12 protein-coding genes are annotated in these 15350 nt (G+C 59.2%); 5 read left to right on the top strand and 7 right to left on the bottom strand.

The annotated features are described in order from the left end of the window. Nucleotides 1–67: 67 nt before the first annotated feature. On the bottom strand, nt 68–1597 hold the full coding sequence (locus G5137_RS11225) for an EAL domain-containing protein (protein WP_421235947.1): 1530 nt from the start codon (nt 1595–1597) through the stop codon (nt 68–70). 252 nt (nt 1598–1849) lie between these two features. Here G5137_RS11225 and G5137_RS11220 point away from each other — a divergent pair, with 252 nt between their 5' ends. Then, nucleotides 1850–2755 carry a TIGR01777 family oxidoreductase gene (locus G5137_RS11220; protein ID WP_216953000.1) on the top strand — a complete coding sequence of 302 codons (906 nt, stop codon included), beginning with the start codon at nt 1850–1852 and terminating at the stop codon, nt 2753–2755. A gap of 126 nt (nt 2756–2881) precedes the next feature. On the opposite strand, the gene G5137_RS11215 is transcribed toward G5137_RS11220, so the two are convergent. Both G5137_RS11215 and G5137_RS11210 read right to left on the bottom strand, forming a co-directional pair. Further along, nucleotides 2882–5329, bottom strand: a complete 2448-nt coding sequence (locus G5137_RS11215) for an ABC transporter permease (protein ID WP_227342046.1) — start codon at nt 5327–5329, stop codon at nt 2882–2884. Between the two features lie 36 nt (nt 5330–5365). Continuing rightward, complete coding sequence (locus G5137_RS11210; protein WP_421255381.1) at nt 5366–6061, bottom strand: ABC transporter ATP-binding protein; 696 nt, start codon at nt 6059–6061, stop codon at nt 5366–5368. Nucleotides 6062–6117: 56 nt separating this feature from the next. On the opposite strand from G5137_RS11210, the gene G5137_RS11205 reads away from it, so the two are divergent. Further along, nucleotides 6118–6729, top strand: a complete 612-nt coding sequence (locus tag G5137_RS11205; RefSeq protein WP_421255380.1) for an arylesterase — start codon at nt 6118–6120, stop codon at nt 6727–6729. 17 nt (nt 6730–6746) lie between these two features. Here the strand turns inward: G5137_RS11205 and G5137_RS11200 are convergent, their stop codons facing one another. Continuing rightward, nucleotides 6747–10202: a NahK/ErcS family hybrid sensor histidine kinase/response regulator gene (locus G5137_RS11200; RefSeq protein ID WP_421255379.1), complete on the bottom strand. Its 3456-nt coding sequence runs from the start codon at nt 10200–10202 to the stop codon at nt 6747–6749. A gap of 215 nt (nt 10203–10417) precedes the next feature. Here G5137_RS11200 and G5137_RS11195 point away from each other — a divergent pair, with 215 nt between their 5' ends. Genes G5137_RS11195 through G5137_RS11185 form a run of 3 tightly spaced genes read left to right on the top strand, consistent with a single transcriptional unit; the run spans nt 10418 to nt 12408 of the window. Next, nucleotides 10418–10966: a DUF2975 domain-containing protein gene (locus tag G5137_RS11195; protein WP_118854663.1), complete on the top strand. Its 549-nt coding sequence runs from the start codon at nt 10418–10420 to the stop codon at nt 10964–10966. A 7-nt stretch (nt 10967–10973) separates the two neighbouring features. After that, complete coding sequence (locus tag G5137_RS11190; RefSeq protein WP_005348179.1) at nt 10974–11183, top strand: helix-turn-helix domain-containing protein; 210 nt, start codon at nt 10974–10976, stop codon at nt 11181–11183. Between the two features lie 7 nt (nt 11184–11190). Beyond that, complete coding sequence (locus tag G5137_RS11185; protein ID WP_421255378.1) at nt 11191–12408, top strand: hypothetical protein; 1218 nt, start codon at nt 11191–11193, stop codon at nt 12406–12408. Nucleotides 12409–12484: 76 nt separating this feature from the next. Here the strand turns inward: G5137_RS11185 and G5137_RS11180 are convergent, their stop codons facing one another. The 3 genes from G5137_RS11180 to G5137_RS11170 form a co-directional block, all read right to left on the bottom strand. Beyond that, nucleotides 12485–13639, bottom strand: a complete 1155-nt coding sequence (locus G5137_RS11180; protein WP_421255377.1) for a 3-phenylpropionate MFS transporter — start codon at nt 13637–13639, stop codon at nt 12485–12487. Nucleotides 13640–14040: 401 nt separating this feature from the next. After that, nucleotides 14041–14439 (bottom strand): hypothetical protein, encoded by a 399-nt coding sequence (locus G5137_RS11175; RefSeq protein ID WP_421208831.1) that lies wholly within the window; start codon nt 14437–14439, stop codon nt 14041–14043. Nucleotides 14440–14801: 362 nt separating this feature from the next. Beyond that, the gene (locus tag G5137_RS11170; protein WP_421255376.1) at nt 14802–15206 is read right to left on the bottom strand and encodes a lysozyme inhibitor LprI family protein; all 405 of its coding nucleotides are present in this window, start codon (nt 15204–15206) and stop codon (nt 14802–14804) included. Nucleotides 15207–15350: the final 144 nt, after the last annotated feature.

Here is a 15350-nt window from a genome sequence, read left to right as displayed (position 1 = left end):
GCCAAACCGTATTAACAAAAAACCAGCGAGCGCTCGCTGGTTTTTTTTATGCTCCCCATTCACCCGTTCAGCCAAACAGGGTCTTGCAAAACTGCTTCATCGGAATGGGGCGGCCGTAGCGATATCCTTGCAGATAGTCAACGTGGCGAGCCCGCAGGTAGTCCGCCTGCGACTGCTTCTCGACCCCCTCCGCGATCAGGATCAATTCAAGTCGCTTCGCCAGATCAATCACGTTTTCAACGATATGGCTGGAGAGTGCATCCGTACCGATCATCTCTACAAAGCTACGGTCAATCTTGATTGCATCGACCTGAAAGTGCTGCAGATAGGTCAGACTGGAGTGACCGGTGCCAAAGTCATCGATAGCGATCAACACGCCCAGTTTGCGCAACTCAGCAAACATCCGGGCGGTTGTCTCATCAGCCACCAGCAGCTCCCGCTCCGTCAGCTCCAACCCCAAATCAACGGGATTGTCCTTAAACGCGTCGAGAAAGGCCTTGCAGTCAGCCAACAGGTCGAGATCCTGGAAGTGCTTGGCGCTGATATTGAAGCAAAAATGAAACTTTGCCGGCAGCTTGCGGGCATAAGGGGAGAAGTGGTCACGCACCTCGGCCATCAACAGGCTGGTCATGGGCACGATCAGGCCGCTATCTTCCGCCAGCGGGATAAAGCGATCCGGCGAGATCATCCCCTGCTTGGGATGCTGCCAGCGCATCAGCACCTCACAGCCACGCCACTGCTCATCCTCACCGGAGACCACCGGCTGCAGGTAGGGGATAAACTCCTCCTCGATCAACGCCCGCTTGAGCTCCTCCGCTGGTGAGCTGCTACGCCCCATCAGCCTGAAGGTGCCGAATCCAATCAGCAGCGCCAGCAGTGGAGAGAGGATCAAGGTATCTCTGGAGTAGCGCCATGCGTGGCTCAAGTAATCATGCACCGTGATCCGGGTGACGACCTGATAGGGGAAATCGGCCGAAGCGAGGGCAATATAACCCTCTTCTGCCGGAGAGGGCGCCGCCCCGAACTGACCTGAGCCAAACAGTGCCCTCTGCCCCACCACCAGAGCCATCGGGGAGTTCTTGCTGGAGATCTCCAGGGTATTGCGCAGGTAGTAGCCATCCACACCGATCAGCACACTCCCCTTGTCCGTTTCGTGGCGCAGCACGATCAGGGGGCGATCCGGTGTGACCTCATTGCCTGGCAGCAGTTGCAGCCTGCCATCCACATAACTGTCAGGGTTGAAGGGGCCATCGTAGTCACCATAGAGCGAGGTGCAATAGATACGATTTCCTATAGCCAGATTGGCAGAGCGGACATCAGGCACAGTGGCCACCTGTTCGCGCAGCAGTTGTGCCGCCTCCTTGCAGGGGTGACCAAGCATCCCCTCCACATTGATGGCCGCTTGCCGGGCATGGCCGATGGAGCGATCAAACATCATCCGGGCATGCTGCAAGCGTGAATCAGAATCATGCTCTATCTCGGTCACTGTCTGCCAGATAACGGCAACAACCCCCAGCAGCAGGATCCCGCCCCCCATCAGTAGTGCCACCAGAATCCTCGAGTAAAGCTGGCGAAGTTTCAAACGACGAAATGGCATGGCGGCCTCTTTGATGCTCGGATGGTGGGTGACAGCCCCGGTGGACAGGCGAAAGGGTCGCCATAATAGCGATTGAACAACAAATGTCCACCCGACAAAAATCAATCAATTCAAACTATTGTTCAACAATATGTCGCAAGAAGAGGATAGAGTTAACATCAGTCGAATGAACAAAACGTGTCAAACTCGTCCACTTGTTGAAGGAGGACGACGCCATTAGAGTAGAGCAAACGGCAGCAGGAGCGTGCAACGATGAAGATTCTGATTACCGGAGGAACCGGCTTTATCGGCCGCAAGCTGGTTGCCCATCTCAAGGTCAATCACGAGGTCGTGGTATTGAGCAGGCAGGGGAGCCGCGCCTACTCCCTGCTCGGTCACGATATCAAGGTATTGGATAACCTTGACCGGCTCGATGACCTCAATGACGTGGACGCAGTGATCAATCTGGCGGGTGAACCCATCGCCGCCGGACGCTGGAGCGAATCGCGTAAACAGCTGCTCTGCGACAGCCGCTGGCTGCTGACCGAGCAGCTGGTTGATCTCATCAAGCTCTCCACAACGCCGCCCAAGGTGCTGATCAACGCCTCCGCCATCGGCTGGTATGGCAGACAGGGCACCGAAACCCTCGACGAGCAGTGCCGCTCTCCCAACGACGAGTTCACCCACCAACTCTGCCAACAGTGGGAGACCCTGGCACTGGAAGCACAAAGCAAGCAGACCCGGGTCTGTATCGTGCGGATCGGGCTGGTGCTCGGCATGGATGGGGGAGCGCTACCCAAAATGCTCCCCCCATACCGACTCGGACTCGGCGGCCCCATGGGGTCGGGCAGCCAGATGATGAGCTGGATCCATGTGCAGGATCTGGTGCGCGCCATCCTGTTCATACTGGAGCACGAAGAGTGCAGCGGCATCTTCAACGGCACTGCGCCCCATCCGGTCAGCAACCGGGAGTTCAGCCAGACCCTTGCCACCACGCTGCACCGTCCACACCTCTTCTTCGTCCCGGCGCCGCTGTTGCAACTGGTGATGGGGGAGGCGGCAGATCTGCTGCTGACCGGACAAAAGGTGATACCAGTTCGGCTACAACAGGCCGGTTTCCACTTCAGCTATCCCGAGCTGCCGAGTGCCCTCGCCAATCTGCTGCGCGAGCCCCGCTAACTCACACCTGTTCGCTGCGTCCACTCGTCAGCACCTCGCATAGCAAGCAGCCCGACCAAGGCCGGGCTGCTTGCTTATTGCGGCTGCGCTATTGCACCTTGTGTGTATCGGCTCGCGCTGGCCGGATTACAACAGTCCCTGACCCAGCCCCCGCAGTCGATCGCTCAGGGTGCCAGCCAGCAGCTGGCGCTGCATCCCCTGCCCCGCCAGCGTCACCAACAGCGCCCCCAGAGTCGGCAGGCCAAGCCAGATGGCCCAGTGGAACTGCCACACCCCCTCGAACCACCACCACTGCAGGCCAAAGGAGCAGAGCTCCACCACCATGGCGGCGCAGAGCCCCGCCAGCGCACCACTGGCCACCAGCTCCCAACGCAGCATCTTTTTCAGCAGTTCGCTGCTGGCACCCAGGGTGCGCATCAGCAGCAGTTCGCGCCGACGCTGAGCCATGCTGGCTTGGGTCTGGGTCAGCAGCACCAGCAGCGCGGCCACTGTCACCAGCCCCAGCATCAGCGCCAGTGCACGGCTCACCTGCTCCGATACCTGCGTAAGCCGCGCAATCAGGTCATCCACATCGATAAGACTCACCGTGGGGTGGCGGCGGATCAACTCCACCTCGGCAGTGCGCCCCGCCTCGGGCAGCCGGTAGCTGCCAAGCCAGGTACGGGAGAAGGGTGCCAGCAGATCCTCGGAGAAGATCATGTAGAAGTTGGGGCGCATATTGTCCCACTTGATGCTGCGCAGACTGGTGACCCTGGCGCCGAAGCTGCGCCCCTCGATGGTAAAGGCGAGCATGTCCCCCAGCTTGATATCGAGCCGCTTGGCCAACTCGCTATCCACCGACACCTCGCCGGACCCGGCAAGCCACTTCCCGGCCACCAGCTTGTTGTCGGTTGGCAGGGTAGCCGTGGTGGTGAAGTTGAGCTCCCGATCTACCCCCTCGCGGCCACTGCTGGCCCCCTCGCCCACCGCCTCACCGGCAATATGGGTCAGCCTGCCGCGCACCATGGGATAGAAATCGGAGGTGGTGGCCCCGGCCGCCGCCAGTTCGCTCAGGATCCCCTCCCGTTCGTTCTCGGTCACATTGACCAGAAAACGGTTGGGTGCATCAACGGGGAGACGGGCCGAAAACTCATCCAGCAGATCGACCCTGGCCGCCCAGAGCAAGCCAAAAAGCATCAATGCCAGCGCAAAGCCCGCCAACTGAAACAGGCCGCTGCTGCGCTCGCGCGACAGGTGGGCCAGAGCCAGCCGCAAGGCATGAGGCCCGTTCACTCTTGCTCCCAGCCGCAACATCAGCGCCGCCAGCAGGGCCAGCAGCCCCATCAGCAAGCCCATACCACCGACCAGACCCAGCGCCAGCCGCACATCGGCGGTAAAGCCCCAGACCAGCGCAAACAGCCCGAGCAGACCGACCGGCAGGGCCAGCCAGGGGGGAATCCCCGCCTCCAGCTCGCGACGCAATACCCGTAGCGGCGGCACCTTCAGCAGCCGCAAGAAGGGCACAAAAGCGAGCAGCAGGGTGATAAAGAGCGCCACTGCCACGCCCAGCACAAAGGGGCGCCAAGAGGGGGGCGGCAGATCCGGCGGCAGCAGGTCCCCCAGCAGTTGCAAGGTGATCCACTGCATGGCAGTGCCCGCCACCAGACCCAGCAACGCGCCGATCAGCGTCAACGACAGCAGCAGGGTTCCCATCAGTTGCCAGAGCGAGCGACGGGATGCCCCCAGGGTTTTGAGCAGCGCCACCATATTGGTCTGGCGCTCGGCAAAGTGGCGCACAGCGATCCCCATCGCCAACGCCCCCAGCAATACCCCGCTTAGGGAAGCAAGCCGGAAGAAACGCTCGGCATTGGCCAGCGAGCGGCCGACACGGGATTCGCTGTCATCCGGTTTGATCCACTTCTGTCCGGCCTGCAACTGCGGCAATAGCCACTGTTCGTAACGAGCAAGCGACTCTCGCGGCCCCTTGAACAGATAGCGCCACTGCTGGCGGCTGCCGGGGAGCAGAGCGCCGGTCGCCTCGATATCAGCGCTATGGATCAGTGCACGCGGCGCCAGCAAGAAGGGGCTGAAACCCTGATCCGGTTCCTCGCCAAGCAGACCGGCCACCTTGAGCACCGTATTGCCCACCTCCAGCTCATCCCCCGTTTTGGCCTTAAGCAGCTGCATCACCCGGGCGGAGAGCCAGATCTCGCCGGGGGCCGGGGCGCGGGCAGGTTCCAGAGTGAGCTTGCCATAGAAGGGAAAACCATCGGGCACCGCCCGAATGGAGGCGAGCTGCAACGCATCGCCATGAAACAGCATGCTGTTGAAGCTGACGGTGATCTGCACCGCCAAGCCATCCTGTTTCGCTCGTTCCAGCCAACCATCCGGCAGGGCGGCGGCGGTGCGCAGCACCCGATCCGCTCCGATAAAGTCGCGGCCAGACGCCTTGAGTCCGGCATCGAGCCGATCCGCCACCAATGCCACACTCAAGACACACGCCACGCTAAGCGCAAGCGCCAGCACAAACCAGCGCAGCTCGCCGCTGAAACCTTCCCGACGCAGCAGTCGCCATCCCAATCGCCACGGCATCATCCCTTGCATCTCCCGCCTGACCCGCAGATCACCCCGTTACACCACATCATGGGCCACCTCGAGATCCAGTCTGCCCGCCGTCATGACCAGTTGCCGCTGGCAACGCTCGGCCAGCTGATGATCATGGGTCACTACCACTAGCGTGGTGCCGTGCTTGCGATTGAGTTCAAACAGCAGCTCGATCACCTTCTCGCCGGTCTTGCTGTCGAGGTTGCCGGTCGGCTCGTCTGCCAGCAGCAGGCTGGGACGGGTCATAAAGGCGCGAGCGATGGCCACTCGCTGCTGCTCGCCGCCAGAGAGCCGTGGCGGCAGATGGTGCAACCGCTCGCCAAGCCCGACAGCCGCCAACAGCTCGCGGGCTCTCGGCTCGCAGTGGCGCTCGCCACGCAGCTCGGCAGGCAGCATCACATTCTCCAGCGCCGTCATGGTCGGGAGCAGCAGGAACGACTGGAACACAAACCCGATCTGTTCGGCGCGCAATCGGGCCCGCCCCTCCTCATCCAGCTCACCAAGGGATTTGCCGAGGATTTCGATACTCCCCTGACTCGGCAGATCGAGCCCGGCCAGCAGCCCCAGCAGGGTCGACTTGCCGGAGCCGGAGGCGCCAACCAGCGCCACCGTCTCGCCGCTATTGACTTGCAGATCGATCCCTTCAAGGATGGTGAGGCTTTCCTGGCCGAGGCGAACCGATTTGCCGAGGCCCTTGACGACAATAATGGGGGTTGAACTCATGCTCTGTATCCTTTGTTCCAATCCCTTGATGACAATCCATAGCGGGAGTTGAATTGATGGTGCGTATTCTGTTTGCCTTGTTCGTTGGCCTCGGCAGCCTGCTCTCGTCGGCTCAGGCCCAGACCCTGCTGGTACTGGGAGACAGCCTGAGCGCCGGCTATCAGATGCAGGTTGAGCAGAGCTGGCCCGCCCTGCTCAACCAGAAATGGCAGGCAGAGGGGGGCAAACACACCCTGCTCAATGCCAGCATCAGCGGTGAAACGACACAAGGGGCTCTGGCCCGTCTGCCCGCCCTGCTGAAGGAGCACAAGCCGGACTGGCTGCTGATCGAACTGGGGGGCAACGATGGCCTGCGCGGCTTCGCACCGACCATTACCCGCCAGAATCTGGCCAGTATGATCGCGCTCGCCAAGGAACAGCAGACCCGTGTGGTGTTGACCCAAATCCAGCTTCCCCGCAACTACGGTGCCCGCTATCTGCGCCAGTTTGAACAGATCTTTCCCGAGTTGGCCCAGGCTAACGATCTGCCCCTGCTGCCCTTCTTCATGGATGATATTGCGCTGCGCCCTGAACTTATGATGAACGATGGTATTCATCCCACCCCGGCGGCCCAGCCCAAGATCCGCGACAAGGTAGCCGGTTTTATTGAGCCCCTTATGGAGCCATAAGAAACATCTCCCCCTGTTTAACTCAGCAGCAGGCTGTTCATCAGGGCCCGCAGTTTGAGTGGTTTGACCGGTTTGCTGATGTAGCCATACCCCCGCTCGCGGATCTGCGCCTGCAACTCGCTCTTGCGATCAGCGCTGATGATGATGCCTCCCAGCTCGTCGCCACACACCCGCTGCAGGGCAGCGAGCGCCTCCAACCCGGTCTTGCCGTCGTCGAGGTGGTAGTCAGAGAGCACCAGCCGCGGCACAAACCCTTCTGTCACCAGCGCCTCGGCTTCGGCCAGATCGACGGCGCAGCGCACCTCGCAGCCCCAACGGCAAAGCAGGGTGCTCATGGCGGTCAGAATGTCCCGCTCGTTGTCGATGCAGAGCACGGCCACCCCCTCCAGCTGGCTGTCGCGCGCCACCGGCGCCGCCAGCTGATGGGCCGTGACCGGCCGGGTCGCCAGATTGAGGGTCACCGCAAAGACCGATCCCTTGCCCGGCCAGCTCTGCAATGTGAGCTGATGACCGAGCACCTGCGAGATGCCGCGGGCGATGGCAAGCCCCAGACCCAGCCCCTGCTCCTTGGCGGTACGGGAGTGATCGAGACGGGAGAACTCGTCGAAGATCGCCTCCTGCTTGTCCTGCGGGATACCGGGGCCGTTGTCCCATACCTCGATGCGGATCTTCTCCCCCATCCGGCGGCAACCAAGCAGCACCCTGCCGCCCGGGTTGTAGCGAAACGCATTGGTGAGGAAGTTTTGCAGCACCCGGCGCAGCAGCCGCACATCGCTGTGCACCGCATGCTTGCTCTCCACCACCGAGAAGTGGATCCCCCCCGCCTGCGCCAACACGCCAAACTCCGCCTTGAGGTTGTCGAGCAGATCGCGCAGGGCAAAGTCGAGCTTCTTGGCCTTGAACTTGCCCGCTTCGAGCCGCGAGATATCGAGCAGATCGGTGATGAGATCCTCGGTCGCCCCCAGCGCATCGTCGATATGGCGGGCGATGCGGGCCTGCTCGCCAGCATCGGGCAACATCTCCAGCAGGGAGGAGGTAAACAGCTTGGCGGCATTGAGGGGCTGGGTCAGATCGTGGCTGACCGCCGCCAGAAAACGGCTCTTGGATTGATTGGCCCGCTCCACCTGCTGGTTCACCAGCAGCAGTTGGCGGTTGAGTTCGGAGAGCTCACGGGTACGCTCGGCCACCCGTGCCTCCAGATGTTCGTTCGCTTCGCGCAGCACCCGCTCCGCATCGCGAAACGGCGTGATGTCGGTAAAGGTCATGACGAAACCACCGGCGGGCATGGGGTTGCCCTGCATCTCGATCACCCGCCCGTCCGGGCGCTCCCGCGCCGAGATATGGGCGCTGCCGCGCTTCATAAAGGCAACCCGCCGCGCCACGTGATCCTCGATATCACCGGGGCCACAGAGTCCCTGCTGGGCGTTGTAGCGGATGATCTCTTCAATGGGGCGCCCAGCCTGAATAAGCCCCGGCGGATAGTGGAACAGCTCGATGTAGCGGCGGTTCCAGGCCACCAGCCGAAGCTCCCTGTCCACCACCGAGATCCCCTGTCCGATATGCTCGATCGCCCCCTGCAACAAGCCTCGGTTGAAGCGAAACACGTCGGAGGCCTCATCGACTATGGTGGCGATCTCCTCGAGCTGCATGTTGCGCCCCTGCAGGGCCGAGGCGAGCACCAACCGGGCCGACGAGGTACCAAACACCCCCGCCAGCAGCCGCTCGGTGTGGGCAATCAGCTCGGCCGAGGCCTGCATCTGGGGCGCCAGGGTGCCACCCCGCTCACCAGCGAAGCGGCCAAAGGCGCGCTTGACCCGGCTTGAGCCGACAAAGCGGGCCGCCAGCATCTCCAGCTCCTTGACCGAGACCCGCGCCTGATAGAGGGCGGCGGTATCGCGGCTCGGCTTGCCGACAAAGTTGGCCGCCTGCAACCGCTCGCTCACCGCCGGGCGCGACAGCAGAGAACCGGCCACATAACCGAGCAGGTTGAAGAGCAGGCTCAGGAAGATGCACCAGGCCCCGAGACTCAGCTCGCGAAATGCGGGCCAGTCCGGCGGCGCCAGCAGCTCGGCCAGCGGTGAACCGGCCAGCAACCCGCTCTCCACCAGCAGGGTGACGAACCAGAGGCTCACCCCGAGGCTCAACCCAAGATAGACCCCCTTGCGATTGCCGTGACGCCAGTAGAGACCGAGCAGCAGGGCCGGCGCAAACTGGGCCACCGCGCCAAAGGAGAGGTAACCGATGCGCGACAAGCTGGTGAGATCGCCGAGCCAAAGGTAGAGCCCCCAGGCCGCCAGCAAGATCAGCAGGATGGCGCCACGGCGCACCTGCAACAGCAGCCGTACCAGCCGCTCGTCGCGCCCCTGCCGCCAGAAGCGGCGCAGCAGCACCGGCAGCACCAGATCGTTGCTCACCATGATCGCCAACGCGATGGTGCAGACGATCACCATGCCGGTGGCCGCCGAGGTGCCGCCGAGAAACGCCAGCATCGCCATGCCATCGAAACCGAGGGCCATCGGCAGACTGATCACATAGGTGTCGGAGGCCATGTCGGCCCCGACCCACTGCTTGCCCGCCAGCGCCAACGGCCAGATAAAGAGCCCCATCACGAACAGGTAGAGCGGGAAGATCCAGCGCGCCCAGTGCAAATCCTGCCCCTGATTATTCTCCACCACAGTCACATGAAACTGGCGCGGCAGGCAGATGACGGCGCACATCGCCAGCACCGTATAGATGGCAAGCTCCAGCAGGTTGCCGGGGCTCACCGCCACCACCTGCGCAAAAAAGTCGCGGGTCACCTGTTTGTGAGCCTCGCCCGGTTTGCTCAGGATCAGCCAGAGGGCGAAGCCCCCCACTGCGATAAAGGCCAGCAATTTGACCACCGACTCGAAGGCGATGGCCACCACCATCCCCCTGTGGTGCTCGGTGGCATCGAGGTGGCGGGTGCCGAACAAGATGCTGAACAGGGCCAGCAGCAGGGCCACCCCGAGGGCCAGCCCGGCGGTATTGCCGGTGGGGCCGGCGGGCACCGGGTTGGCCATCAGCAGATCCAGCCCGGTCACGATGGCTTTAAGCTGTAATACCAGATAGGGGAGGATCCCCATGATGGCGATAAGGGCGATAACCATGGCGAGCCGCTGGGATTTGCCGTAACGGGCGGCGATAAAGTCGGCGATGGAGGTGATGTGCTCGCGCTTGGCCACCAGGATGAGGCGGGCCAGCAGCCGCCAGCCAAACAGAAAGACCAGCATGGGGCCAAGGTAGATGGGCACCGGCGACCAGGGGGATTCACTCGCCTGCCCCACGGTGCCGAAGAAGGTCCAGGAGGTGCAGTAGACCGCCAGCGACAGGCTGTAGAGCAGCGGTTGCCCCTTGAGACGGTGCCGTTTGTGCTTGTCTGCCACGAAGGCGATCAGAAACAGCAGCCCCAGATAGGTGAGCGACAATCCGATCAGCAGCCATCCCTGGTGCATCGATAACTCCTTGTCCATGTTGAGTTTTTGTATACAACCTCGCCAGTCTAGAGAGGCTGCAGCCAAAAGTCATCCCCTTCGGACAGATTGAAATTATCGTTTTTCAATAAGTTTTATCTTGACTGCATATCGTAAAACAATAAACTTTGCCGGTGTAAATATTGATAAACGATAAACTTTACCTTTCAGATAAAACCATCACAGTGAGGAATGAGATGATCTCCAACAAACTCGAACGCTCGAGCATGCTGATCGAATGGCTGCTGCTGCTGGCACTGCTGGCTACCCCTTTGATCACCTTGCTGGAGGTGTGGACCCCCTTCGGTGGCGCCGATTTTCTGCAGGATAAACTCAACACCATCTTGAGCCGCCCCGGCATCAATCCTGCCGACTATCCCCTTCACTTCTCCACCCGGCTGCTCGGCACCCTGGTGCAGCTGTTGCCGGATCTGGTCTTTATGATGATGCTCTGGCAACTGCGTCAGCTGTTTCGCGGCTACCGCGCCGGTCTGCTCTTCACCTTCGAGCAGATCCGCCGCTATCGGCAGATCGGACTGCTGCTCTGTACAACCTTCCTGGTCGAATTGATCCTGACCCCCTTGCTGGATACGGTGCTCACCATGAGAGGCCCGGAAGTACTCGGTACCATAGCGTTGAGTACCTCAGATTTCCGGGTACTGCTGGCGGGACTGATCGTACTGGCGCTGGCACTGGTCATGCGCGAGGCCAAACTGCTGGCCGATGAACAGCAACTGACGGTGTGAGGAACGTATGCCCATTATCATCCGCCTCGATGCCTTGCTGGCAGAGCGCAAAATGACCGCCCGCGAGCTGGCCCAGCGCATCGACATCACCGAGGCCAACCTCTCGATCCTCAAGAATGGCCACGCCAAGGCGGTGCGCTTCTCCACTCTGGAGGCCATCTGCCGTGAACTCAATTGCCAGCCCGGCGATCTGCTGGGCTACGAGCAGGAGCGCTAACCCTCTTATGAGTCGTCATATCACCCTGTTTGCCCTGTGGCTGCTGCCGCTGTGGGCCTGCGCTGGCAATGACGCGAGCGGCCCCCGCTATCTTATCGAGCAGGGCGCCAGCGCCAATGTGCTGCAAGTGCGCCTCTCCATGCAGGGCAAATCTCCCTTTACCCTGCTCCCCGCTCGTCAGTTGCCGGGCAGTGCCACGCCGGTTTCCCCCGCGCTGGTCTGCCTTGCAAACAACCAGCCGGTTGCCCTCAACCAGCCCTTCTCTTGCAAAGAGATCGGCTGGCAGATCACGCTCACACCGGCTCCGGCAGAGGGTGCTGATGCCTCGGCCCAACAGTCGCTGCTGTTTGCTCCCAATCAGTGGCTATTGACCGAGTGGGGTAACTTTGTGCGCCAGATGGGGAGTCGCCAAGGAAAGGTTTGTCTGCCGGATGGCAGCTGCCAACCACTGCCGGATGTCAACCAGCCGCCGCTGATCCTGCCGTTTGGTCTGGACACAGTGCCCATCACCAAGCCGGATCCGCGGCTGGTGCTGAGCCATGACGAGACCGCCAACCAGCTCGATCTGCCGGCCTTGCAGCAGCAACTGAATGAGATCATCGACTATCTGGCCTTCCAGCTTGATGTGGATCCGCCCACTCATCCATGGCAACTGGTGTGGCTGGGTCGGGATGTGGCGACCCGCTCCCTTGGCGGCGCAGCCGGAGATCAGGTGTTTGTCGCCAACTACCCCACCGAGGCTGGCAAGCCGACGCCACAGGCCCCCTTGCGCCTGCTGCGCACCTCGGCCCACGAGGCGGTGCATATCCTCAGCGCTCGCCGTACTGCTCCACAGCCCACCTGGGTCAACGAGAGCCTCGCCGAGTACCTCGCCATCAAAGCGCTGCGCCGCTTTCGGCTGCATCAAGTCACGGCGGTCAACGAGCTGGCCGAGCGGGGCAAACAGATGCCCCATCGCGATAGCGGCCTCTATCGGGCGGCTCGCGAGGTGCTGGCGGGCGATCGCTCCTACTACCCGCTCTTTTACGTCAAGGGGAGCGCCTTCTGGGAAGCGCTGGAGCGGGAGCTGCAGCACAATGACGTGACGCTGGCGCAACTGCTGCCCCAACTGGGCTGGCTGCCGGATGGCCGCTTTGATGCAGCATCCAATGAGCTGCTTGCTGGCACCATCGGCTCGGATACCTGGCGCCGCCTCAGCCGCCTCTATCTGGGCGAGCAGCAGTAACAGCGCAACCGCGACAACGAAAAAGGGAGAGCCGTGGCTCTCCCTTTTGTTAAGTGATGATTCAAATAGACAAATATCAGGCTGGAGCACTCTCCTGCGCAGACGGCGCAAAGGGGCGCAGCCGCAGGAAGAAGACCGGCAAGACCACCAGCACCATCAGGAAGAAGATGCCGCCGCCGAGAGGCTCGAACAGCACGCCGCAAAGTGCCATCAGGGCCGCCACCGTCATGCCGAGGCCTAGGGCCGCATAGAGCGCCTGGGTCGGGATCAACTGCTCGGCGGGCAGCTGGCGAGTCATAAAACGCACCGCCCCGAGATGACTCATGCCAAAGGTGACCGAGTGGAGCAACTGCCCCAGCACCAGTACCCACAACTCGGGCGAGGCCCCCAGCAATACCCAACGCACCACACAACCGATGGCACCGGCGATAAAGAGACTCTGGGCGCCAAAGCGTTGCAGGAAACGCTTGTCGGCGGCGAACATGCAGATCTCCGCCACTACCCCGAGCGCCCAGAGATAGCCGATGATAGTGCCGCTATACCCTTGCGCCTTCCAGTAGATGGCGCTGAAACCGTAATAAGCGGCGTGGCTCCCCTGCAGCAAAGCGGTCAGCAGCAAGAAGCGACGTACCGGTGCACTGCGCAGAGTCGCCAGCAAAGAGGCCTTGGCCCGCTCCCCCTGACTATCCTGTGGCGCCGGATAGAGCGGCAGCCAGCTGAGCAGCAGCATCAGCACCAGCCCCGCCACCATGGTGTGCAAAATCCAGTCACTACCGAAGTTGCCCACCAGCGCCCCCACCAGGGTAGAGGCGACAATAAAGGCAAACGAACCGCACAGCCGCACCTTGCCGTAGTCGATATGCGCCTGCACCACCATGCGGGTTGCCAGCGCCTCACCCACCGGCATCAGGGTCGGGTAGATAAAGTTGGCAATCAGGGTGAGACCAACCAACCACCAGAGGTGATGGCTGAGATAGAAGCCAAGGAAGGCAAGCAGACTGAGCAGAGATAACAATCGGGTAACCGGCAGCAGATGACCCGCCCCCTTGATCTGCCCCATCACCATCAGGTTGCCGGCAAAGCGGATCGCCATCCCCGCCCCCAGCAGGAGACCAATCATCTCGGCGCTGACGCCCACCCCCTCCAGCCAGAGCGACCAGAACGGCAAGTAAGCGCCGTAGACAAAATAGAAGGCGCCGAAAAAGAGCGCTAACCAGGAGAACGCGGGCATAGATCCTCTGCAACCGGATGACGGGAGCAGAATGATAACCCATCCTCCCCCGCAGATCCCGATGGAAACCCCGCGAAGAAATCGAAAAAACTTCAATAAAATTGAACTATTACCGAAGAAGCGGGGTCTACTTGGTAACACCTCCTCCTGGTTAGTGTTGCAATCCTTCCACCCGCCCATGGCGGGTTTCTTTTTTGTCCCCTAATCACTTTTCTTCATAACCAGGATCTACATCTCGGATTCAAATTTAAATCCATCCTCACCACGAAAAATCATCTGGACACAACAAATCTTCGAACTATCCTGCACCAAAACTATTTGTAGCGATAAAAAACACCGGCGTTAAGCCGGTGTTAGGTGATAACTAGATCTATACACTCACTATTTCACAACCACGGCAATCAAAAACAATCCTCGTAATTTTCCAATGCCTGAGAGAAATCAAACTTCTTTCCTTTAGCATTTATATAAAAAACATTGTCAAAGTTAGCACCCTGGTAACTAAAGTGATACCGCCCATTAACTTTGCCATCAATTATTTCAACCCAGTCACTATTAACAGCATATGGTCGACCTTCGTCATTCGCCTCTTCTTCAGAATTCACTTGAACTATAGTTATTTTATCTTTATTTTTCCCATATTGAACATATCCTCCAACCCAACCCGCAGTGGAGGCCCACATCATTCGCATTTTAATTTTACCATCTGTACTAACAAAGCAGCGATAGTCTACGCCGACATCTTCAGCACAACAAATAGAAGAAAACAGAATAAAAACCAAGACCAAATATTTATTCATTTAAGTTATTCTATAGTTATAATACTCTGCCCAACAAAACCTCGCCAATCTCGACAAAGCCGTCCATACCACTTTTCACCCATCTCCTGCGGAGTACATGGTTGAGTATCTAGCAGAGTCAAAAATATTGGGTTCCCAGATTTCCCCACCGTACGGACTTACTGGTTCAACGCCTCCTCATGATGGATGCCTGGACTGAATTTGTTACTGGATAACTACCGTTCAAATTAAATAAGCGACTTGGACAGGCCACTTCCATCTATATTTTTTGCCTAATATGTTGTTTTGTAAATATATGCTACACAACCATCTGATGGGCATAAAACTGATGCAGAGCCGTCCTTGGCCATCAGTCTTGTCTATCAAGGTAAATCATGAATTAATTGAATCTCATTATTCAAAAAAAACACTCTTTCCTTTGTTACATTCATAAGGCATTTTTTAATTTCTATCAGTTGAGCAATAGAACTGTCTTCAAAAAAAGCTCCCCTCGCGTAACACTGAGCATCTCTGAGCTTAATCCAATATCTTTGGGATTGAACCAGTTGACTCCAGTATTTTTCTTTAGATTGCTTATCATAACCGCTAGATAACAATGTAGATTTTAAATTATTATATGTTTTGTTTAACTCAGCATCAGCTTGTTTTGATTTACTTTCATAACAAGCAGCAAGATTGGTAGATGGCGCAGAGATATCACAATTACGATCTGTGTTTGAAAATACACTCAATGATATAAAAAAAAGAGCAAAAGATAGTCTTTTCACAGTTATTCTCCAGTTAGATATTTAGCTCTGTTACGCCCAGGCTCATATTGGCTCAAGGTGGGATTATTATTGATGTAATCGGCGTATTTTTGTCTCTAATGAAGAAATAAGAGGAGCCTTTCTCAAAGGCCCCTCTTTAATTTA

Origin of the sequence: Aeromonas sp. 600282, assembly GCF_049175755.1 — a bacterium.
In the GTDB taxonomy this organism is placed as follows: domain Bacteria; phylum Pseudomonadota; class Gammaproteobacteria; order Enterobacterales; family Aeromonadaceae; genus Aeromonas; species Aeromonas veronii_A.
This window is presented reverse-complemented; position numbering and strand designations above follow the sequence as displayed.